The sequence below is a fragment of the Flavobacterium sp. PL002 genome, assembly GCF_054165825.1.
Genome location: NZ_CM135110.1, coordinates 2,901,858 through 2,924,858, shown reverse-complemented (window position 1 = coordinate 2,924,858; position 23,001 = coordinate 2,901,858). Strand labels below are relative to the sequence as shown.

Sequence of the window (23,001 nt, the reverse complement as noted above, 5' to 3'; positions counted from 1 at the left end):
GGTTATTACTCTACTCCTTCTCTACCACATCCAGTTCTACCTTCAAGTTCTTAATAATAAACTCTTGACGGTCCGGTGTGTTTTTACCCATATAAAAAGAAAGCAATTGCTCTACTGATGTGTTTTTATCCATCATCACTGGGTCTAGGCGAATGTCTTCTCCAATAAAAAACTGAAACTCATCTGGCGAAATTTCCCCTAATCCTTTAAATCGAGTGATTTCTGGCTTGGGTTTTAGCTTTTCGATAGCCGCTTTTTTCTCATCATCAGAGTAGCAGTAAATCGTTTCCTTTTTATTTCGAACCCTAAACAAAGGGGTTTGTAAAATATATAAATGTCCTTCTTTAATTAATTCTGGAAAAAACTGCAAAAAGAAAGTAATCAATAACAAACGAATGTGCATTCCATCGACATCGGCATCTGTTGCGATTACAATATTGTTGTAACGCAGGTTTTCCATGTCATCTTCAATATCTAATGCCGCTTGAAGCAAATTAAACTCTTCATTTTCATAAACAATTTTCTTGCTCATTCCGTACGAGTTCAACGGTTTTCCACGTAAACTAAATACCGCTTGTGTATTCACATCACGAGATTTTGTAATCGATCCCGAAGCCGAATCTCCCTCTGTGATAAACAACGTACTTTCTAGGTAACGCGCATTTTTAATATCAGGTAAATGCACGCGACAATCACGTAATTTTTTATTGTGTAAGTTGGATTTCTTAGCACGATCTTTTGCTAGTTTTCTAATACCTGAAAGTTCTTTACGTTCTCTCTCTGCTTGTAGAATTTTACGTAAAAGTAAATCGGCTGTTTCTGGGTTTTTATGTAAAAAATTATCTAATTTATTTTTTACAAAATCATTTACAAATGTTCGTACCGAAGGCATCCCTTCTTCTGAACCCATGTCAGTAGAACCTAATTTGGTTTTTGTTTGTGATTCAAAAACGGGCTCCATCACTTTTATACTCACGGCACTTACTACCGACTTACGAATATCAGAAGACTCGAAACTTTTATTGTAAAATTCACGTATTGTTTTTACCAGCGCTTCTCTAAAAGCAACTAAGTGTGTCCCTCCTTGCGTAGTGTTTTGTCCATTTACAAAAGAGTGGTATTCCTCACTATATTGTGATTTACTGTGTGTAATTGCCAACTCTATATCATCGCCTTTTAAGTGAATGATTGGGTAAACCATATCTTCCTCAGCAATATTTTCTTCTAATAAATCTTTTAATCCGTTATCCGAAAAGTATTTTTCTCCGTTATAAATTATTGTTAATCCTGTGTTTAAGTAACAATAATTTTTAAGCATTTTAACCACATATTCATTTCTGAATTTATAGTTTTTAAAAATCGCTTCATCTGGAATAAAGGTTACTTTAGTTCCTTTTCGTTTTGTAGTATCAATAATTTCCTCTTCAAGAACTAAATTTCCTGCTGAGAATTCGGCTGCTTTTTGTTTGTCCTCACGAACTGACTCAACTCTAAAATAATTAGACAGTGCATTAACCGCCTTGGTTCCTACACCATTCAAACCCACCGATTTCTTAAATGCTAGCGAGTCATATTTTCCTCCCGTATTCATTTTAGAAACAACATCAATCACTTTCCCAAGTGGAATTCCACGTCCATAATCGCGTACGGCTACGGTTTTATCTTTGATCGATACTTCTATCGTTTTACCCGCGCCCATAACAAACTCATCGATACAGTTGTCGAGTACTTCTTTTAATAAAATATAGATACCATCATCAGGTGAAGATCCGTCGCCCAGCTTACCAATGTACATTCCGGGACGCATACGAATGTGCTCTTTCCAGTCGAGTGACCGAATATTATCTTCGGTATATTGATTTTTATCAGACATTGCGGGAGTTTATCGATTTTGTGCTAATATAGCATATCTCGATATATTTTAAAAGCACTACGTCTCAAAATTATTAAAAATAATATTGAGACGTGAATTTTAGTCTAAATAGTAGCGTTTTTTTGATTTTATGAGACCCACTTCTTGACAATCTGCTTCAATTCAGTATCTAAATCGGTGTTTGTAATTTGCCCTTTTTCTATATCAAAATTATCGTCAAAATTGGGTACGGAAAAAGTTGCTTTTATGATTGCTCCATGACGCGGGAAAGCATTTTTAGCTATTTCTAAAACAGTTGCTGCGCCTCTACCTCCAGGCGAAGTAGCCATTAACAACATTGGTTTTTGTTGAAAAACTTTTCCATTGATTCTAGAACACCAATCCAAAATATTTTTGAAAGCAGCAGAATAATTTCCGTTATTTTCAGCCATAGAAATCACCAAAATATCAGCAGTAGCAATTTTATCCAGAAAAGCTTGAGCGAATTTATGTTGACCAATTGTTTCTTCAATATCTACACTAAATATTGGCATTTGGTAATCATTTAAATCCAATACTTCTACTTGAGCATTTTCAAAAAGCGAAGCGGCATAAGTTGCTAATTTTTTATTGATTGAGTTTTTACTAGGGCTTGCGCCAAAAGCGATTATTTTCATTTTTTTTTTATAAAGTTAGGGGAAAAGTATATAATTACAAGAACAAAAATTAATATTACTCCTAAATAATTAAATGCGAATGAAATGAATTATTATTGAAAGACGCTATTCAAAACCCATGGTTCGTGTTTACTCAATTAAAAAAAATAGCTTGCAATATATTTTCCATATAGCACATTAGGTGAAGTAAATATTTATGAGATAGCAATTTTTTCAATTTCAAATCCTTTAAAAAAATTTAATAATTGCTTTTCTTCTTCTTCATCTGAAACTAATCGAACACAAATTAAATTCTTAATAGTTCTTGAACAAGCTACATAAAATAACTTTTGGTTTGTTAGTTTCTTGCTTAAATCCGTTTCACTACTATCATAAATTGATTTGAAATTATACTTATTCCAAAAATATTCATCCATGACAACCATCACATTATCAATACCAGAACCTTTTGTTTTATGCATCGTTATATAGTCTGAAACAATATTTTCGTCTACATAATTATAATAATTTAAGACTTCATGAAATTTTAAATTATGAGAAAATAAATTTAAATAGAAATTTTTCCTTTTTCTATTTTTGTCAAATTCAACAAATTCTTCATCAGAAATATTTGAACCTATTTTTGCCATTTTCGCAAAAGTATTTTCTCCTTTTAAAAATAGATCCTCCAATTCTAAAAATCTTTTATCTAATTCTATATCCTTCAGAAAGGCTTCTTTATTATTAATATAAAGTTTGTATGAATCAGATTTCCTTATCAATTTGTTATCAAATGCAAATTTCAAAACTCTATTAACAGATAGAGTAGTATTCAATAATATATCAAAAAGTCTTTTTATCGCTATCTTATCTTTAACTGATTTTAATTCGAAACCACACTTTTTTAATTTTCCCAATACAAAATTATACTCCTTTTTTTTGTATGCAGTACAAAGTTCATATAATTCAATTAATTGTATTCTTTCTAATGTTTTTTCAATTTCCTCTTTGACTTCAGTATACCTGGCATTAAAAATTTGATAAAGCACATGAAAACCTAACTCACCTGAAATAGATTTGTTAGTTAACATCAATTTTTTAAATTTCATTTCTTTAGATGAAGCTTTCGTAATCAGACCATTAAGAACAATAAAGTAATTACTCTTATCTTCGTTATTACTAAAGGCATTTGGCTTCTTACCATAAATAGAATAAAACACTTTAAAATCTCCTTTTCTATCATCAATAGTCTCTGTGTTTTTTAAAGCTAATTCTTGTTCTAAACCATCATTCCTAATTGTATTTATAAAACCAATAACTTCTTCAGAACATCTAAAATTATCTTCCTTTTCAATTTTGATTAATTTACCCGTTTTTATTTCCCCTTCTACATCTCCAATTCCATCCTCATAAATTCCTTGCATAGAATCGCCGAATAAACCAATTGTTGTTTTGTTATTTTTAGGTAATAAATTTAAAAAAATATCAACAATTTTTTCATTGGTATCTTGATATTCATCAATTAATATAAAGTCAAATTTATCACTAACAATTTTACCCAATAAGGCATGTTTTTTAAAAAGCAAAGAAGCAACATGTAATAATTCATCGTGCCCAAAAGACAATTCTTTAAAATTATTATAACGTGTTTCATTATATCTACTTTTGTTATAATCTATTGTCCTAATTTCTTCTAAGATTATTTCATTTAATGTATCAACTTCTGCATTTAAATCACAATTAAATTTTAATGCTTCTAGATCATATTCTCTTTTACCAATAACTTTAGAGGTTTTCTCTCCAGTTATCGTAAACAACTTTCCGGAGTATTTTCCATAAAGCTTCTTGTAATTGTCATGTTCCTTTTTGTTATACTCTTTTAGGTCTTCTCCAGCAACATATTTTTCCCTGACTACTTTTTCGACTTTGAAAATCTCAAAAATTACTTCGTGAATATTTTTCTTGTAGTTTTTAATTAAATCATTTAAAAAAGAATGTATTGTTGATACTATAAAATTATCATTTGCTCCAACTCTTGACTTTATTTCGTCCACTGCAACATTAGTAAGGGTAATACAAACTCCTTTTTTTTCAGGATAGTTTTCGGTAATATATTCAAGAATTTGTTTTAAGGATTCCGTTTTTCCACTTCCTGCTCCACCTTGTAAAACAAAATTTTGAAATTCTTTTTCAGCATTTTGATTATCATCAATAATCTGTTTTATCTGTTCAATTGGTCTTATTTTGCTATCCATTGTAATCCTTGTTTTATATATGATGGAGTTTTCCACTCAACTTTACCAGTCAAAGCCAAAAATAGTAATGATGAAGCAAATTCTGATTTACCATCTGATTTTAAAACCTTTTGGGTTAAATTATAAAAATCTGTTACTGAATCAAAAAGTTCGGCTTTATGCTGAATTCCACAAATATCATCATCTTTATATTTTATAATTTCTTTTAAATTCAAACTAATAAATGAATCTTCAAAGCTTCTACCATGATATCCTAATTCTTCAATTTGATAGGCTATTTTTATATAATTAGAATCATCTTGTAGTGAATTTGACTTAAGTTTTTTAAACCATTCGGCAATTTCTGCAGTTTTTGTTTTTTCAGGTATATTCAAAAATTCTTTAATAGAATAGTTACTCGTATTATCACCCTCAATTACTGAGCAAGCAATACTACTTGAACTTTCTTTCTTATCATCCGAGGCAGGAGTCATTACTAATTTGACAGTATCAATATCCGTAATAATTAAGGTCTTAATTTCTAAAAATTCCAAAAAATGTTTAAATACTTTTGAATTAGCACCTACTTCAATTATTGAAATATTTTGTGATGATATTTTGTTTTCTGGAGCAACAACTAATTTGTCATATTGACTAATAAAATAAGGCAACAGCATTTTTTCTGTAGTTCCTTCAATAAAAATAATTTTTTCAGCAAAGAAAAGTTCAGAAGAATATAGAGTTAAATATTGTTTCAAAAATTTGAAATAGTCTTTATCACCCTTATATTTAACTTCTAAATCAGTATAAAAGTTTTTAATATTAATGTTTCCGTCTTTAAATTTAAAATAACGTAAGTCAGAAAAATTACATTGAGAAACTATATGAGAAGAATGCGTAGAAATAAAAGTTTGTAAATCAACTTGCATATTAATCTCTTTGATTATTTCTTGGATTTTTTGACTGAAAACATATTGCATTTGAGGATGAGTATGAGCTTCAGGTTCTTCAATAAACAATAGATTTATGTCTTTTTTCTCAGCTAAAAAATATTTTTTCTTGACTTCAATTTGAAGTAATAAATAAAGAATATTTACATAACCTAAACCATTTAAATTTTCTGGTAGATTATTTGAACCATCTCCATATACAATTTTAGAGTGATTCGTAAATAATTGTTTAGACTCTAAATCTGAAACGACTCTTAAATCCTTTATATCGAGAAACTTTTTAGCATTTTCTAAAAATGGTTCAAAATGTGTTTTATACTTTTCATCCAAAGTAGAGTCCATTCCAGTGATTGCCTCATTTATATCAATAAAGTCATCCGACAAATCTTTATTCTCTTTATTGAAATATTGAGTTGTCATTTCTGACAGGGCTCTTTTGCCATTTCCCGTTGTTTCAGAACTTGAAACATTTCTTTTTGCATGAATAACTTGAAAATTAATTAAGTTTTTTACCAATGAAATATCTTTCTTAACAAGATTACCTCTATTAGCTACTTCTAAATCTTTTTCGTTTTCAAAAACATAAATATTTTTATCAATTAAATAATCAGATAAATTCTTTTCTATAAACTTCTTCTTTTTTGCAATTTCTACTTTCAATAAACTTTTAATTAATTTAGCCTTGTCAATAGTGCATTCAAATAAGATTTTAACGCTATTTAAGGTCGGATCTAAATCTAAAATAAAATCAGATATATTCTCTAAAGAATCTTTTGTGTCATATTTTATTTCTAGAATCATCTGAATAGATAAATCCTCAATAACTGTTGTCTCCTCTATATTAAAAATTTTATCACGTAATGATATTGAAAAATCATAGAAATCAAATTTAAAACTTTCACTTCTATAAAATTTATCGAAAAGCATTATAAAGGAGGTTTTACCACTGTTATTTCTACCAATTAAAAGGGATAACTCTTGTTTTTTATTTTCATCTAATAGAAGAGTTGTGTCATTTAATAGTCTGAAATTTTTAATTCTAATTTTACTTATATACATATTCTACTATTGAGGTTATTCAAATATAATTATAATAATTTTCTTAATATTATAATTATCCACAACTAGCAAGTAAATCTGTTGAAAAGGATTGCTATATTAGCTAACATGGCTATTATATAACTTACGAATTTGTTCAATTTTATATTTACTTAATATTCCTATATCAATATTGAAATAGACATGCATTCAAATTGTCACCAACGTGTAAACCACTACCCCCGATTGCAATGAAAAGCATTTTGACAGGCTCCCTATTTTTTATTGTCAAAAAAGAGCGACTGGAAGAAGCTCCTTTTATGACTTATAAAAAAAGGGAAGACAACAAAATCTTGAAATGAAAAGCGGGAAATAGGTTCTTTTAAAAAAGCTGTCTCTATTCAGCATTAAGTATTCGGTTTTTGATAGACGCAAAAAACCCGCAAAATCACTTTTGCGGGTTCTCTTTATATTCTTTACTCTTTTCTCTAAGCTAAGAATTACACGTTAAAACGGAAGTGCATTACATCCCCATCTTTTACGATATATTCTTTTCCTTCTACTTTGAATTTACCGGCTTCTTTACATTTAGCTTCTGAACCGTAATGAACGAAATCTTCATAGGCGATAACTTCAGCACGGATGAATCCTTTTTCGAAATCAGTGTGGATTACTCCTGCTGCTTGTGGCGCAGTTGATCCTATGTTGATTGTCCATGCACGAACTTCTTTTACACCAGCGGTAAAGTAGGTTTGTTGCTTTAATAATTTATAAGCTGCACGAATTAAAACTGATGCTCCTGGCTCAGTTAATCCCATATCTTCAAGAAAAACTTGACGCTCTTCAAAACTTTCTAACTCAGTAATATCAGCCTCTGCTCCTACTGAAAGAATGATAACCTCAGCATCTTCGTCTTTTACTAATTCTTTTACTAGATCAACATATTTGTTTCCGTTTACAGCTGAGTTTTCGTCAACATTACATACATACAAAACTGGTTTTGCAGTAATTAATTGAAAAGTTTCCATTAGAACCTCTTCATCATTATTTTCAAGTGTAATTGTTCTAGCTGATTTTGCTTGTAAAAGATTTTCTCTAATTCGGTCTAATAGTCCTTTTTCTGTAATTGCCTCTTTGTTTCCTGTTTTTGCAGCACGATTCACTTTTTCTAGACGTTTTTCAACGGTATCTAAATCTTTTAACTGCAATTCAATATCAATCGTTTCTTTGTCACGAATAGGGTTTACATTACCATCAACGTGAACAATGTTATCGTTATCAAAACAACGTAAAACGTGAATAATAGCATTACACTCTCTAATGTTTCCAAGGAATTGATTTCCTAATCCCTCTCCTTTACTTGCTCCTTTTACTAATCCAGCGATATCAACAATATCAACTGTTGCCATTTGTACACGTTCTGGTTTTACTAGTTCCTCTAATTTATTAATACGAGGATCTGGTACGTTTACAACACCTATATTAGGTTCGATAGTACAAAAAGGAAAGTTAGCACTTTGCGCTTTTGCATTTGACAAACAATTAAACAAAGTTGACTTTCCAACATTAGGTAACCCTACAATTCCTGCTTTCATGATATTTATATTTACAAATAGCTTTTACAGCTATACGTTTTAGTATTTACTTTAAAATTTTGCAAATATACCATTTAATAAATGTAAGTACTCAAAATCGTTAAATTATTGTTTTGAAAGATTCTATTTCAGGTTTATTTGATTTTAAATTATAAAAAAAAGCAATATTATAAATAGATATCACTTTTTACACCTCATTTAACTAATAAATCTCAAATTTTTATGAAAAACACTGAATTGCTAAAATTTTGTTAAAAAATTTGTATATTGCAGTCAGAAACGAACCAAAAACCAAAAAACTAAATTATTTATGAAAAAAATCACACTACTATTTTTATTACTAAATGTCAGTTTTCTTTTTGCACAAAAAGAAATTACTGGAGTAGTAAAAGACAACACTGGATATGGATTACCTGGAGTAAATATTGTAGAAAAAGGAACTCAAAATGGTGTTTCGACCGATATAGATGGAGCTTACAGAATAAAAGTAAAAGAGGGAGCTACATTAATTTTTAGCTACATAGGTTTTACTAAAGTTGAAAAAGCGGCAACTGGAACTACGGTTAATATTATTTTATCAGAAGAAGGTGGACAAGCGCTAGACGAAATTGTAGTTACAGGAACGCGTACTGCTCCTCGAAGCAATACTACTACCGCGCTACCTATTGATGTTATTTCATCAAAAGATTTAGCTTCTACTGGTCAAGCCACATTTGATAAAGCATTACAGTATAAAATCCCGTCTTTTAACACGGTGCAAACTCCTGTAAATGATGCGACATCTTTATTAGACCCTTATGAAATTAGAAATATGGGACCAAGTAGAACCTTAATCCTTATTAATGGTAAACGTAAAAATTTAAGTTCGCTACTTTATGTTCAAACTTCTCCAGGACGTGGTGAAACAGGAGCTGATATCTCTGCAATACCTACTGATGCAATTGAGAGAGTTGAAATTTTACGTGATGGAGCTTCTGCTCAATATGGATCTGATGCTATTGCAGGGGTAATGAATATTATCTTGAAAAAAAGCACATCAGGTGGGTCAGCAACTATTAGAACAGGAATGACTTCTGAAGGTGATGGAGAAATGATTGGCGTAAGCTTAAACAATGGTACTACCGTAGGTGATAAAGGCTACATTAATTACACTGTTGATTTCTCAAAAGTCAATCAAGCAAACAGACCAGGTAAAGTAGATGCCCAAGGAGAAGCTACTGATTTTTTAAGTGGCACAGCAGCAGATATTGCTACTGTAAATAATTTTCTATCAAAATATCCTGACGCTAAAAACATTAATGGTTCTCCAGAAACTGCTGCTGCAAAATTTTTAGTTAATGGAGGAAAAGAATTAAGTGAAACTTCAGCTCTATACTACAATGCTGCTTACGTTTATAAAAAAGTGAATTCATTTGCAAACTACAGAACACCATATTGGAAATCCTTAACAGACTTACCTTACTTAAAAGATTTCTTTGGTGATGGTACAGATGCTTCCTATGAAGGTTACGTTCCTACTTTTGAAGGAGAATTGAATGATTATAACGGAACTTTAGGATATAAATCAACAAAAAACGATTGGAATACAGACGCAAGTATTACCGTGGGGGGAAACTCACAAACATACAATGTGAATAACTCTCATAATCCATCTGAAATTAAAGATATTAATGGCGAAAATGTTTATAGAGAAAATAGCCCAATATCATTTAAACCAGGAGGAACTGCCTTTAATCACATTGTAGGAAATATTGATATTTCAAAAGTATTATCCGATAAAATAAGTATTGGATTTGGAACAGAAATGAGAACAGAAACTTTTGAGGTTATCGAAGGAGATCAAGCGTCATGGGACGGAGAAGGCTCAGATTCATTTGCTGGAAATTTACCCGAAAATTCAGGAAAATATAACCGTTATAATCTTGGTGGATATCTTGATGTTGCTTATGATGTAACAAAAGATTTTCTTATTAATGGTACTATTCGTTATGAAGACTATAGCGATTTTGGAGGAGCAACAGTTTGGAAAATAAGCTCAAGATATAAATTTTTTGATGATAAAATCACTTTGAGAGGATCTATTTCTACTGGATTTAGAGCACCTACTTTACACCAAATTTATACTCAAAAATCACAGTACTCTTTTGAACCAGGTCAAGGCATTCAAGTAAGTGGTATTATCAGCAATGTTTCACCACAGGCACGTTTATTAAATATAGATCCACTAGATGCTGAAAAATCTACTAATATCACTATTGGTATTGGTGTAAAACCATCTAGAAACTTTAATTTCACTGCGGATTACTACAATATTAAAGTAAAAGACAGAATTATTTTAGGAGATAAAATTGTTACACAGTTTGGTACTGTAGCATGGTTTGAAAATTCATTCGATTCAAGAACTTCTGGCTTAGATATTGTTGCAAATTACAATAACATACTTATTGGAGAAGGAAAACTAGGATTTAATTTATCAGGAAATATTACCTTTCAAAATGAAAGAATTTCTCCTTTAAAAAACAATAATTTTAGCCCAACATTAGACGCGTTAATGTTTACGTCTAGACCTGTAACAAAATGGATTTTAGGAGCAAATTACGAATTAGGCAAATTTGGATTCTCTCTTAACAACACTTATTTTGGTAAAACAACATTTAAACAAGATGGATTAAGTGATGATTTAAGAACTGAATTTATTCCAAAAATCGTAACTGATTTAGGCATTACATTCTCTGCTACTGAGAAACTAACACTATCATTAAATGTGAACAATTTATTAAACGTACTACCGGAGTGGGAATTTAAAGCTGAAAATACTGCAGGATCAGCACTTTTAAGTGACGCTGCACAAGTTAAAAATCAATACAATCTAATTACCTTTAATGGTCGTTATGACAATACAACTTATGACGGGTCGCATTTTAGTCAATTAGGGACTATGTTTAACTTATCATTAAACTATAGATTTTAATTAGATAGTAACCTATTACTTAAAGAGCCATCATCTACGATGGCTCTTTTATTATAGTGATTTTACTACTACGCAACTAGGCTATAAATACCATAACCTTTTAGCATAAAAACATAATAGATAAATAGCATGATAGTTGTAAATTTGCTTGATACAAATCTTTAAAAACAAAAATTATGAAAACGATATTATTAGGATTGACTGCTTTTTTATTTACAGTAAATATTCAAGCTCAAAATAAAAATGTAAAATCGGAGGTTACTACTAAGATCACTACGATCAAAGATTCTGAAGGTGAAAAAAAATTGATTAAAACACAGGAGATAAATGAAAATCAAGCCATTGAATTAATGGATGCTGACTCCAATGTACTTAATAAAAATACTAAAGAATCTCCTATTAATGTAACCGCTACAACAAAAATCACTGCAGATGGTGTTACTCGATTAATTGATATAGACCGATCAGCTTATTACGATTTAGATGGTCAAAAATACCAAGTAACCACTGATAAAGTAGGATACACAATGACTTTTGCTAATGGAGAGAAAAAAGCTATTCTAAGAAAAACTTCGAATAACAATTATATTTATAAAGCAAAAGATAAAACTTCATATGGTTATTTTAATCAAGAAGGAAATCTAGTATTAGAAAATTATGACGAAGCTACAGATACTGTTACAGCAACAACTTATATATTAAATAAGGAGTAAAACAATACTTTTTACATAAAAATAAAAAATCCTGAATTTTAAAAATTCAGGATTTTTTAGTTTATCATAAATTGTAATTAATAATACTAAAAAAATTACATTTTGTATTCCAATGTACTTACTATTGATTTCTCCTCTTCGCTAGCTACAAATCCAGATAAATCCCAATAATTAGTTAGTATTTTATTCCTTTTATTAAATAGCGATTTTTCTTTAAAAACATCACTATCATCATATGTAAAAGGCTGTTTATTAAAATGAGTTGTTATAAAGCTATTGCGAACTTCAATGTTTTTTAATTCGTCTTTTACAGTAATATCATAGGCAATCTCCTCATTTGCATTTAACATATAATATCCGTCAACATCTACCTTATAAACAACCTTTACTGAAGATTTAGTAATATTTTTAGAGTCAGCTTTCTTTCTTGTGTTTTTAAGTTCAATATCTTTAAAAGCAATTTTAACAGTGAACTCATTAATAATTTTCATCTCAGGATCGTAAATAATTTCAAAAGTATCTAACATTCCCTTAGATTCATCTACTGGGACTATAGACATTATATAAGACTTGTCATTAGACGCATGGGCTTTAACTATAAATTCATAATCCTTACCCATTTTTGTTTCTAAAATAGGCTCTAAATACTTAAACGTACAATAATTCTCCATGATGTTGTTTAAGTTGTAGCCTAATAAATCAGCTGTAATATCTTCATCTAATAAGCCATAAGATCTGTTTTGCTCCACTAATAAAGTTGTCGTTATTTTTTTCTGCTTTTTAGAAAACTGAAAATTAACTAAACCGTCATTGTAATAAGCGTATTTGTGGTTCAATTTAAAAAACTCTCTAACATAAACTTTTAATCGTGCGGGAACAGTTAATTTTTGAATAGAATTTGATACAATCTTTTGAAGTATTTTTTGCGGGCTCTCCCTTGATAAAATAACTTCTTCTAATATATTACTTTTACTTTTTAGATAAATTACGAAGCTTTTCTCTACTAGTATATTCCAACGAATATTTTGAGATTCATAATTACTTTCTGAAATAGCAATATTGGAAGGAGCATTAGATACAAAAGCAACTTTACCGTCTCTATTGCTTAACAAAATTTGATTTGTTTTTAATATAATAACGGTGGCATTCTCGATAGGCAAATGCGTATCACTATCTTTAATCAAAATAGAATAAGTATCTTTCTGACTATAAACACTATAACTACAAATCAAAACGAATAACCAAAGTATTTTTTTCATATCATGAAATAAAATTTAACTATCAAATAACATAAAAATAGTTGCAAATCCCTATTAATTAGCTAAATACCCCTTGAAATGCAATAAAATCAGTTAAAACGCACACTTTATCGATTAACATAAAAAAATTGACATAAAAAAACCTGAATATTACTATTCAGGTTTTTAATATATCGGTAATAAAAATTTATTCGTTATGTAAAAAAGCTTGTCTGTTTAACAAAGTTTCTTCTGTTTCAACATGGTTATCATCTGGAATACAACAATCTACAGGACATACTGCAGCACATTGTGGTTCATCATGAAAACCTTTACACTCTGTACATTTTCCAGGAACTATGTAATACACTTCATCAGATATAGGAGTTTGAGCATCATCCGCATCAACCTCAGTACCATCAGCAAGGATTACTTTACCCGTTAATTTAGTTCCGTCTTTGTATCTCCAATCGTCAGCACCTTCATAGATTGCTGTATTTGGACATTCTGGTTCACATGCACCGCAATTGATACATTCGTCAGTTATTATTATTGCCATGTTTCTTGTCTTAAAATTGATGTGTCTTAATGCAATTAGTCGCTTACTTTAAAAAGACATTACATCTTTCTAGTTGATGCCTTTTGACTTTCGACTTAAATATGCTTATTTTTGTGCAAAATTACAATCAAAACAATTCATAAACAAACATTATGACATTAGAAGTTAAAAAAAACATTTTCATTGAATTAGGCCATTTTTTAAAGCAATTCAATACAAATGAAACAGTTAAGAACGAAAATGTGCTTAAAAATGATTTGTTTTTTGATGAATTTAACAAATTAATTCATTTATCACAATCTCATAACGGTTGGTATACTCCTGAACAAGTGTACTTTTCGATTCAATCATGGGCAGAAGCATTAACCGAAGAGAATCTAAACAAATGGTTGTCTAACTATAATTTTGATGCTGTTGTTCCTAAAAATATCGCATTAATCTTAGCAGGTAACGTACCGTTAGTTGGCTTCCATGATTTTTTATCGGTATTGATAACGGGACATAATGTAGTGGTAAAAACCTCTTCAAATGACCAACACCTACTCCCTTTTTTAGCAAAATATTTAATTGCATTAGCACCTGAATTTGCAAATAAAATAACTTTTGTAGAAGGTAAATTAGAAAATTTTGATGCTGTAATAGCTACTGGTAGCAATAATACGGCACGTTATTTTGAATATTATTTTAAAGATAAACCTTCAATAATAAGAAAAAACAGGAATTCAATTGCGGTATTAAATGGTAACGAAAGTAAAGAACAGTTAGCGGCAATGGGAGAAGATATATTTAGATATTTTGGTTTAGGTTGTCGCAATGTTTCTAAATTATTTGTCCCTAAAGACTATTCTTTTGTTGCTTTTTTTGAAGCTATTTTTGAATACCAAGACGTTATTCATTATGAGAAATATGCTAATAATTACGATTACAACAAAGCGGTGTTTTTAATGAGTAATTTCAAGTTATTAGACAATGGCTTTTTAACTCTAAAAGAGGATAATAGTCACGCCTCCCCTATTTCAAGTGTATTTTATGAGCGCTACGAAAACCTAACTGATTTACAAGCAAAATTAACTACTGAAGCAGACCAAATACAGTGCATTGTTAGTGATAATTTAATTGAAGGCAGTATTGCTTTTGGGCAAACACAGCAACCACAATTATGGGATTATGCAGATAATATAGACACTATATCGTTTTTGTTAATAAGATAGCATAAAATTGGTTAATTATTGCGAATAAATTAACAGATATTCAAGTTGTAATGCCGAAATTTGCGTTTTAAATTTTTGGACATAAACTACACCATGAAAAAACACAACTACAGCGCAGGACCATGCATCTTACCACAAGAAGTTTTTGAAAAATCAGCACAAGCTATTTTAAACTTTAATGATTCTGGATTATCTATTTTAGAAATCTCACACCGTAGCAAAGATTTTGTTGCCGTAATGGATGAAGCGAGAACTCTTGCATTAGAATTATTAGGATTAGAAGGGAAAGGCTACCAAGCTCTTTTTCTTGCTGGCGGAGCCAGTCTTGAATTCCTAATGGTTCCTTATAACTTAATGAAAGAAGGCGGTAAAGCTGCTTATCTTGATTCAGGTACATGGGCAAGCGGAGCAATTAAAGAAGCTAAATTTTTTGGAGAAACTGTTGTCGTAGCCTCTTCAAAAGAAGAAAACTATAACCATATTCCTAAAGGATATACTGTTCCTGCTGATGCAGATTATTTTCACTGCACGAGTAACAACACTATTTTTGGAACACAAATGAAAGAGTTTCCATCGCTAGACATGCCAATTGTTTGCGATATGAGTTCAGATATATTTTCTAGAGTATTGGATTTTTCTAAATTTGATATTATTTATGCTGGCGCTCAAAAAAATATGGGACCTGCAGGAACAACTCTTGTGATTGTTAAGGAAGAAATCCTTGGTAAATCAGGAAGAACGATTCCGAGTATTTTAGATTATGAAAAACATATTAAAGCAGAAAGTATGTACAATACTCCTGCTGTTTTCCCTGTTTACGCTTCGCTACTAACTTTGCAATGGTTAAAAAAATTAGGTGGAGTTGCTGCTGTTGAAAAATTAAACAATGCTAAAGCGGCTTTACTTTATGCTGAAATTGATAGAAACCCTTTATTTAAAGGAGCTGCTGCTGTTGCAGATCGCTCTAATATGAATGCTACTTTTTTATTGAATGACGCTGCTCACACTGAAACATTTGATGCGATGTGGAAAGCTGCTGGAATTTCAGGGATTCCTGGACACCGCTCAGTAGGTGGTTATAGAGCTTCAATGTACAACGCCATGCCTATTGAAAGTGTTCAAGTTTTAGTGGATGTTATGAAAGCATTAGAGTCTAAGGTAGCATAATAGACAATCAACGTACGGATTCCTAGCCCTGATAGCAGTGGAAATCCTTTTTATTTTTTTCTTTAAAAAATAAAAAGATTGAAACGAATAGCAGGAAATAGCTCCTAAAAAAATAATAAAAAAGTAATATGAGGACGAGATTGCATCGTTCCTCGCAATGACATAAAAAATGAAAGTATTAGCAAATGACGGAATTTCTAAAAGCGGAATTCTAGCTTTAGAAAAAGGTGGTTTTGAAGTAATCACTGCAAAAGTAGCCCAAGAACAAATAGCAAATTATGTTAATGAGAATAACGTAAGTGTAGTTTTAGTACGTAGTGCAACTAAAGTTCGTAAAGATATTATTGACGCTTGTCCTGGTCTAAAAATTATAGGCCGTGGTGGTGTAGGAATGGATAATATTGATGTTGATTATGCTAAAAGCAAAGGGATTCATGTTATAAATACACCTGCATCTTCATCAGAATCTGTTGCTGAGTTGGTTTTTGCTCACTTATTTTCAGGTGTTCGTTTCTTGCATGATTCTAACAGAAATATGCCCCTTGAAGGAGATACTAATTTTGACGGTTTGAAAAAAGCGTATGCAAATGGTGTTGAATTAAGAGGAAAAACGCTTGGAATTGTAGGTATTGGACGTATTGGTCAAGCTACAGCAAAAATGGCTCTTGGATTAGGCATGAAAGTAATTGCTGCAGACAGTTTTATTCCAGAAGTTGCTGTTAAAGTAGAATTCTTTGACGGACAATCAATCACAACTACAATTGTTTCTCAATCTCTTGAATCTTTATTTAAAGAAGCTGACTTTATTACGTTGCATGTTCCTGCTCAAAAAGGATACATCATTGGTGAAAAAGAAATTGCTACCATGAAAGACGGTGTTGGAATTGTAAATTGTGCTCGTGGTGGTGTTATTGATGAAGTGGCATTAGTAAAAGCTTTAGACAGCGGAAAAGTATTGTTTGCTGGATTAGATGTTTTTGAAAATGAACCAACTCCTGAGATGACTATTTTAATGAATTCTAAAATCTCTTTGACACCCCATATTGGTGCTGCAACTGGAGAGGCACAAGATAGAATTGGTACTGAGTTAGCTTCACAAATAATTAGTTTACTAGGATAATAAATACTGATTTACAAATAGTTACAATAGCGATTATTCAATTTATTTGGATAATCGCTATTTTTTTAGTATCTTGTAGATGAAACCTAAAATAAATTAAAATATATGTTTGAACAACTAACTCAATTAGCACAACAATTTGGAGTAGACTCTGTAGTAAATAATGCAGCAGTTCCTAATGAAAAAAATGAAGCCGTAATTAATGAAGCTAGCTCTTCAGTAGTTTCAGGATTACAAAAAATGGTTGCAGATGGTGATCTTTCTCAATTGGCTACTCTTTTTCAAGGAGATAATGCTAAGGATACTTCTAATCCTGCAGTGCAAAAATTAACACAACAACTTACAGGAAATTTAAGCGAAAAATTAGGCATAGACAGCAGTGCTGCAGCAGGAGTTGCGTCTAGCATTATTCCTAAAATATTAGCTTCACTTGTAGGTAAAGCAAAAGACCCTAACGATTCAAGTTTTGAAATTTCAGATATTATTGGCGCTATTTCTGGTGGCGGAGACAATGCAGGAATCATGGATGCTATTACAAAATACGGCGGACAGTTTGGTTTAGACCAAAACGGTGATGGAAAAGTAGACATGAGCGACGCAATGGACGCTGTTACTAAAAAAGGTGGTGGAATAGGCGGAATGATAGGTGGTTTATTTGGAAAATAATCCCTCATAAAAATATTTATAAAGCACTTACATTGTAGGTGCTTTTTTTATGTTAAAAGGATTTTTAAAGAGAATAAAAAATTGTATTTTTATTATTAAACTACTGATTATGAAAAGCTTTATATCCTTTATTATAATTTTAATTACTTTAGCAGGTTGTACTGCTTCAAAAAATACCGTGATTAAAAACCAAAATACAGCAGCCACTCTAAACGACACCGTACGCATTGCAAATGATGAATTAGAATATGAGGTTACAATTATCGATCCTGGTTTTAGTACGTGGTTAGCATCTAGAGCTTTTCCTAGAAATTACCATAGTCAAGCTTTTTTAGAAAATAAAAACTTATTATGGATTAATGAATGGAATAACCGTGTTCTCCAACCTTACCGTTATGATCCTAATTTATATGAAATGACTATCTCTTACAGTCAAAATATTGATTATGGTTATGAAGTGAATTACCTAATCTATAATTACATGGTTTATTTTCAAAATACCTACAAACAAAAACTATTTGGTTATGTTCCTACAAGATAATCTTACTATATTTGTAATCATTATAAATAAAGATGAGAAAATTAAAAGAACGTTGGGGAATAACGTCTAATATACAACTAAGCATTATATTCATTGTATTTGCCATTACAGGATCAGCATCAGCATGGCTATCAAAACCACTTTGTTATTTATTAGGAATTACTAAGGATGATTTAGGTATGTGGTTTATGCCTGTACGATTGCTACTTATTTTTCCAATTTATCAGGTTCTACTAGTATTTATTGGTTTTATTTTTGGTCAATTCAGTTTTTTCTGGGCTTTTGAAAAAAAGATGTTGAAGCGTTTGGGATTAGGTTTTCTTTTTAGGGTATAAAAAAAAGGCTTAAAAGCCTCTTCTTTAATAAATATTATTTCTCTTTTTTAATAATATAAGTATAAATCCAAGTTAATGTAAATGTAGGTATAACATCAGTAAATGGAAAAGCTTCCTCAAGAAAAGCAATAAAACCTCCTACCTTACCTGTTGTCCCCTTGTACATTTTTGTCATTAAATATCCTGCAATAGGAGCCCAAACAACATCTGTATATTCTAAAACCCACGGTATAGAATAGGACAGCATTCCTATACCATCAAAAAAAATCCCTAGAATTAAGTTTCTATTTTTCACACTCGCATCCGTTACCTTTTTTTCTAATCCCATAGCATGATTTCATTAAGTTACTCCTTTAATTAAATCAAAAGTAATGCCATTAGTCTTTTAGCTTATCTTGAAAATATTTTTTGAGTTTCTCAATTTTGGGTGTAATCACATAAGAACAATAGCCTTGTGATTTATTTTGATTGTAATAGTTATTGTGATAATCTTCGGCTTCATAAAAATGAGGCGCTTCAGATATTTTAGTAACAATAGGATTGTCAAAAACAGCTTCGGTAGTAAGTAAGTTAATATAATCTTGTGCTATTTCTTTTTGCCCAGTATTCAAATAGAAAATCTCACTTCTGTACTGCGTTCCAATATCATTCCCTTGTCTGTTTAGTGTAGTGGGATCATGTGTAGCAAAAAATATTTGCAACAATTCGCCATAACTAATTTGACTTTTATCAAACGTGATTTTGATTGCTTCAGCATGCCCTGTAGTTCCATTACAAATAGCTGCATAAGTTGGATTTTCTACTTGGCCTCCTATATAACCAGGCACTACTTTATCTACTCCTTTTAATTCTAAAAAAACGGCCTCTGTACACCAGAAACATCCTCCGCCAAATATGGCTACTTCATTATTATGTGGCTCTATCATTTACTTAATTTTTAAATTATTCTAACATCATTTTAAATAACAACAATGCTATTATTCCAAAATTAAGCTTTTTACAAACCTTAATTAAATAGTTAACTAAAATTTATAAGTTGTGGTAAGGCAATTATTAAGATTATAATTAAAATCTTTGTTTCTTTGTCAAAACAGATTAAAAATGATACAAGCAAAAAATTTAAATAAATACTACGACAAACTCCACGTTTTAAAAGGAGTTGATTTGCATATTAAAAAAGGAGAAATTGTTTCTATCGTAGGTGCATCTGGAGCCGGAAAAACAACTTTATTACAAATTCTAGGTACTCTTGACAAACCAAGCTCTCAGAGTAGTACTACGCTACTTATCAATGGTGAAGACATCTTGAAAATGAATGATAAGAACCTTTCTAAATTTAGAAATTTAAATCTTGGCTTCATTTTTCAATTTCATCAATTACTACCTGAATTTACGGCTTTAGAAAACGTGTGTATTCCAGCTTTTATAGCTAATAAAGATAAAAAAACGACAGAAATAGAAGCCGAAAAATTATTGACCTATTTAGGTCTTTCTCACAGAATGAACCACAAACCTAACGAACTCTCTGGCGGCGAACAGCAAAGAGTTGCTGTTGCTAGAGCGTTAATTAATAAGCCCGCAATAATTTTTGCTGATGAGCCTTCAGGAAATTTAGATACCGCTTCCGCAGAAAATTTACACCAGTTATTTTTTAAACTACGGGATGAACTTGGGCAAACATTTGTAATTGTGACCCACAATGAAGAACTCGCAAATATGGCCGACAGAAAATTAATTATGGTTGATGGTTTAATTAGTAATTAGGAGCTATTTCCAGCTATCCGTTACAATCTTTTTATCTCGTCTTAAAAACGAGATAAAAAGGATTTCCACTGCTATCTGGGCTAGTAAATCCAGTTTATATTAAATCCCTTTACTAAAATTACGACATAACAATAAAGCTAAAAATGAATCAAGCAGAGCTAAAAGATTTTCTTGACGAAAAAGTTATTCAATACAACACCCGCGATTTTATAGAAAGCGATCCTGTTCAAATTCCGCATTTATTTTCCCAAAAAGAAGATATCGAAATCGCAGGTTTTTTAAGTGCTACAATCGCTTGGGGAAACAGAACTATGATCATTAAAAACAGTCATCGCATGATGGATTTAATGGGAAACGCGCCTTATGATTTTGTCATGAATCATTCTGATAATGACTTAGAGCAATTGCAATCTTTTGTTCATAGAACCTTTAACGGCATAGATTTTGTACATTTTATTACAAGTTTACAAAATATTTATCAAAATCATGGTGGATTGGAGTCCGTTTTTTCTAAAAATACAGCCACGTTAAGCATGCAGGAAAGCATCTCTGAATTTAAAAAAATATTTTTTGAGATTCCGCATCTTAATCGCACACAAAAACATGTATCTGACCCTAGAAATGGATCAGCTGCAAAACGAATTAACATGTATCTGCGCTGGATGGTAAGACAAGATACAAAAGGTGTAGACTTAGGAATCTGGAAGAGCATTACTCCAGCGGTACTCTCCTGCCCTTTAGATGTACATTCTGGAAATGTTGCCCGCAAGTTAGGAATGCTTTCGCGAAAGCAAAATGACGGTAAAGCACTTTATGAACTCGATACAAAACTTCGTATTCTAGATCCTTTAGATCCATCAAAATATGACTTTGCTTTATTTGGTTTAGGAGTTTTTGAAGGTTTCTAAAATAATCTATTATTAGCTAATTATTTTTCAACTATAAACACAACTAATTCATAAGTATTGCGTTGTAGAAATAGTAAGTATTGACAAAGCTAATTTTTTATGTAAAGAATAAAATATTAATAGATTTTAATTAATTTAAACAACTAATAATTCTCTAAAACACATCTATTATTGCAAATCGAGAACACTTTATATCCATCCTTTAAATCATTAATTACAAATACGTTAATACCTAAACGTATTAAGATATCTTTGACCAATTTCAACGATTTTTTTCAAGAAATAAAAAATGGTCTGCTTACTATTTACAACACCAATGATATTACAACAATTAGTTATGAATTATTAAAATATATAATCATTCCTATATTTTTATTGATTGTTATATTAACTATACTTTCTTTAATAACGTACCGTTACCGTTATGAAAAAAGAACAATTTTGCTTCAAGAATTAAACACCAAACTAGATGATTTTCTTACAGAACTTGTTTTTTCTAATTACTCAAAAAAAGAATTAGAAACTAAAATTACAAATTACAAAAAACATCCTCTCTTTAAAAAAAATTGGTATAAAGAACTAATTCTAAATAAAATAATCGCTATTAAGCAAAATGTTAATGGTATAGATCCAAACCTACTATTGAAAATTTATAAAATTTTTGGCTTTCATCGCTATAGCAAAAAACTCATCTTAAGTAGAAAATGGAAAGATAAATTATTAGGAATATACCATTACCAGATCCTAGAATATAAAATTAAAACAGGCTATATTAGACCTTATGTAAACAACCACAGCAATAAATACCTAAATTCTAACGCCTTAATTGCTATGATTATTTTGTCAAATGAAAAATTTGAACTAATAGCAAACTATAAAAGAAAGATCTCAAAAACTGATGAACTAAAAATCCTCGATATTATTGCTAAAAAGAAAACGCACTTACCCACCAATATTATTGATTGGCTGTATTCTGACAATTCTTCAATTGTAATTTTAGCGATAAAATTAATGGTACGTTATAGAAAAGATTTTACAATTGAACAAATTCGTTTTTTATTAAATTATAACTCTATTAAAGTTCGAAAAGAAACATTATTAGCCATCAGTTTACTATATCTAATAGACGCCAATGACTATCTAATTGAATATTATAAAAATATAACCAATAAAGAGAATAAAATTTTTTGTTTAAAAACTTTTGCTGTTATTGGAAATGATGTTACCACAAAATTCCTTTGTAACTTTCTAGAAGAAAATGATTTAGATATTAAATTTCAACTTGTCAAAACGATTTACAAACTTGATCCAAATTATTTTAATCAAGAAAATAAACAAGAAAGTAAAGAGCAAAATATTTTAAATAAAATTTTATTACACGTTAAAAACCCCTATCTAAATTGAATACCATAGAAAAAATAATAAATGCTTTTGAGGCCTGTGTCATTTACTACTCACTGAGTTACCTTTTATGCTATTCTAT

General features: G+C 30.5%; 20 protein-coding genes. 11 read left to right on the top strand and 9 right to left on the bottom strand.

Annotated features, from left to right (window positions below):
• Window positions 1-10: 10 nt before the first annotated feature.
• The 5 genes from ACVEGE_RS12745 to ychF all read right to left on the bottom strand — a co-directional run bounded on the left by ACVEGE_RS12745 (window position 11) and on the right by ychF (window position 8,325).
• Window positions 11-1,873: a DNA topoisomerase IV subunit B gene (locus tag ACVEGE_RS12745; protein WP_173853168.1), complete on the bottom strand. Its 1,863-nt coding sequence runs from the start codon at window positions 1,871-1,873 to the stop codon at window positions 11-13.
• Between the two features lie 128 nt (window positions 1,874-2,001).
• On the bottom strand, window positions 2,002-2,529 hold the full coding sequence (locus ACVEGE_RS12740; RefSeq protein ID WP_192499838.1) for an NADPH-dependent FMN reductase: 528 nt from the start codon (window positions 2,527-2,529) through the stop codon (window positions 2,002-2,004).
• Window positions 2,530-2,723: 194 nt separating this feature from the next.
• Entirely contained in the window at window positions 2,724-4,763 is a 2,040-nt protein-coding gene (locus ACVEGE_RS12735; protein ID WP_192499839.1) for a UvrD-helicase domain-containing protein, read from the bottom strand.
• A complete protein-coding gene (locus tag ACVEGE_RS12730; RefSeq protein ID WP_192499840.1) occupies window positions 4,748-6,751 on the bottom strand; it encodes an ATP-dependent nuclease in 2,004 nt (667 codons plus the stop codon). The genes ACVEGE_RS12735 and ACVEGE_RS12730 overlap by 16 nt, the downstream gene beginning before the upstream one ends.
• A 479-nt stretch (window positions 6,752-7,230) precedes the next feature.
• Window positions 7,231-8,325, bottom strand: coding sequence for a redox-regulated ATPase YchF (ychF, locus tag ACVEGE_RS12725; RefSeq protein WP_192499841.1), 1,095 nt, complete (start codon window positions 8,323-8,325; stop codon window positions 7,231-7,233).
• A 310-nt stretch (window positions 8,326-8,635) separates the two neighbouring features.
• On the opposite strand from ychF, the gene ACVEGE_RS12720 reads away from it, so the two are divergent.
• Window positions 8,636-11,296, top strand: a complete 2,661-nt coding sequence (locus ACVEGE_RS12720; RefSeq protein ID WP_192499842.1) for a TonB-dependent receptor — start codon at window positions 8,636-8,638, stop codon at window positions 11,294-11,296.
• A 176-nt stretch (window positions 11,297-11,472) separates the two neighbouring features.
• A complete protein-coding gene (locus ACVEGE_RS12715) occupies window positions 11,473-12,009 on the top strand; it encodes a hypothetical protein (RefSeq protein WP_173853174.1) in 537 nt (178 codons plus the stop codon).
• Between the two features lie 95 nt (window positions 12,010-12,104).
• On the opposite strand, the gene ACVEGE_RS12710 is transcribed toward ACVEGE_RS12715, so the two are convergent.
• Together ACVEGE_RS12710 and ACVEGE_RS12705 are read right to left on the bottom strand one after the other, a co-directional pair.
• Window positions 12,105-13,268: a hypothetical protein gene (locus ACVEGE_RS12710; RefSeq protein WP_192499843.1), complete on the bottom strand. Its 1,164-nt coding sequence runs from the start codon at window positions 13,266-13,268 to the stop codon at window positions 12,105-12,107.
• A 187-nt stretch (window positions 13,269-13,455) separates the two neighbouring features.
• On the bottom strand, window positions 13,456-13,806 hold the full coding sequence (locus ACVEGE_RS12705) for a 4Fe-4S dicluster domain-containing protein (RefSeq protein WP_173853176.1): 351 nt from the start codon (window positions 13,804-13,806) through the stop codon (window positions 13,456-13,458).
• A 152-nt stretch (window positions 13,807-13,958) separates the two neighbouring features.
• On the opposite strand from ACVEGE_RS12705, the gene ACVEGE_RS12700 reads away from it, so the two are divergent.
• The 6 genes from ACVEGE_RS12700 (at window position 13,959) to ACVEGE_RS12675 (ending at window position 18,846) form a co-directional block, all read left to right on the top strand.
• On the top strand, window positions 13,959-15,017 hold the full coding sequence (locus tag ACVEGE_RS12700; RefSeq protein ID WP_192499844.1) for an acyl-CoA reductase: 1,059 nt from the start codon (window positions 13,959-13,961) through the stop codon (window positions 15,015-15,017).
• A 93-nt stretch (window positions 15,018-15,110) separates the two neighbouring features.
• The gene (gene serC, locus ACVEGE_RS12695) at window positions 15,111-16,184 is read left to right on the top strand and encodes a 3-phosphoserine/phosphohydroxythreonine transaminase (protein ID WP_192499845.1); all 1,074 of its coding nucleotides are present in this window, start codon (window positions 15,111-15,113) and stop codon (window positions 16,182-16,184) included.
• A 169-nt stretch (window positions 16,185-16,353) separates the two neighbouring features.
• The gene (locus ACVEGE_RS12690; RefSeq protein ID WP_173853179.1) at window positions 16,354-17,304 is read left to right on the top strand and encodes a D-2-hydroxyacid dehydrogenase; all 951 of its coding nucleotides are present in this window, start codon (window positions 16,354-16,356) and stop codon (window positions 17,302-17,304) included.
• A 105-nt stretch (window positions 17,305-17,409) separates the two neighbouring features.
• Complete coding sequence (locus tag ACVEGE_RS12685; RefSeq protein ID WP_173853180.1) at window positions 17,410-17,970, top strand: DUF937 domain-containing protein; 561 nt, start codon at window positions 17,410-17,412, stop codon at window positions 17,968-17,970.
• Between the two features lie 109 nt (window positions 17,971-18,079).
• Complete coding sequence (locus tag ACVEGE_RS12680) at window positions 18,080-18,511, top strand: DUF6146 family protein (RefSeq protein WP_192499846.1); 432 nt, start codon at window positions 18,080-18,082, stop codon at window positions 18,509-18,511.
• Between the two features lie 32 nt (window positions 18,512-18,543).
• The gene (locus tag ACVEGE_RS12675; protein ID WP_192499847.1) at window positions 18,544-18,846 is read left to right on the top strand and encodes a DUF6787 family protein; all 303 of its coding nucleotides are present in this window, start codon (window positions 18,544-18,546) and stop codon (window positions 18,844-18,846) included.
• Window positions 18,847-18,880: 34 nt separating this feature from the next.
• Here the strand turns inward: ACVEGE_RS12675 and ACVEGE_RS12670 are convergent, their stop codons facing one another.
• A complete protein-coding gene (locus ACVEGE_RS12670; RefSeq protein ID WP_173855598.1) occupies window positions 18,881-19,174 on the bottom strand; it encodes a hypothetical protein in 294 nt (97 codons plus the stop codon).
• A gap of 49 nt (window positions 19,175-19,223) precedes the next feature.
• Window positions 19,224-19,772, bottom strand: coding sequence for a peptide-methionine (S)-S-oxide reductase MsrA (gene msrA / locus ACVEGE_RS12665; protein ID WP_192499848.1), 549 nt, complete (start codon window positions 19,770-19,772; stop codon window positions 19,224-19,226).
• Between the two features lie 175 nt (window positions 19,773-19,947).
• Between msrA and ACVEGE_RS12660 the strand changes: the two genes are divergently transcribed.
• The 3 genes from ACVEGE_RS12660 (at window position 19,948) to ACVEGE_RS12650 (ending at window position 22,922) form a co-directional block, all read left to right on the top strand.
• On the top strand, window positions 19,948-20,610 hold the full coding sequence (locus ACVEGE_RS12660; protein ID WP_192499849.1) for an ABC transporter ATP-binding protein: 663 nt from the start codon (window positions 19,948-19,950) through the stop codon (window positions 20,608-20,610).
• 143 nt (window positions 20,611-20,753) lie between these two features.
• Complete coding sequence (locus ACVEGE_RS12655) at window positions 20,754-21,518, top strand: TIGR02757 family protein (protein ID WP_173855596.1); 765 nt, start codon at window positions 20,754-20,756, stop codon at window positions 21,516-21,518.
• A gap of 171 nt (window positions 21,519-21,689) precedes the next feature.
• The gene (locus ACVEGE_RS12650; protein WP_192499850.1) at window positions 21,690-22,922 is read left to right on the top strand and encodes a hypothetical protein; all 1,233 of its coding nucleotides are present in this window, start codon (window positions 21,690-21,692) and stop codon (window positions 22,920-22,922) included.
• Window positions 22,923-23,001 lie beyond the last annotated feature (79 nt).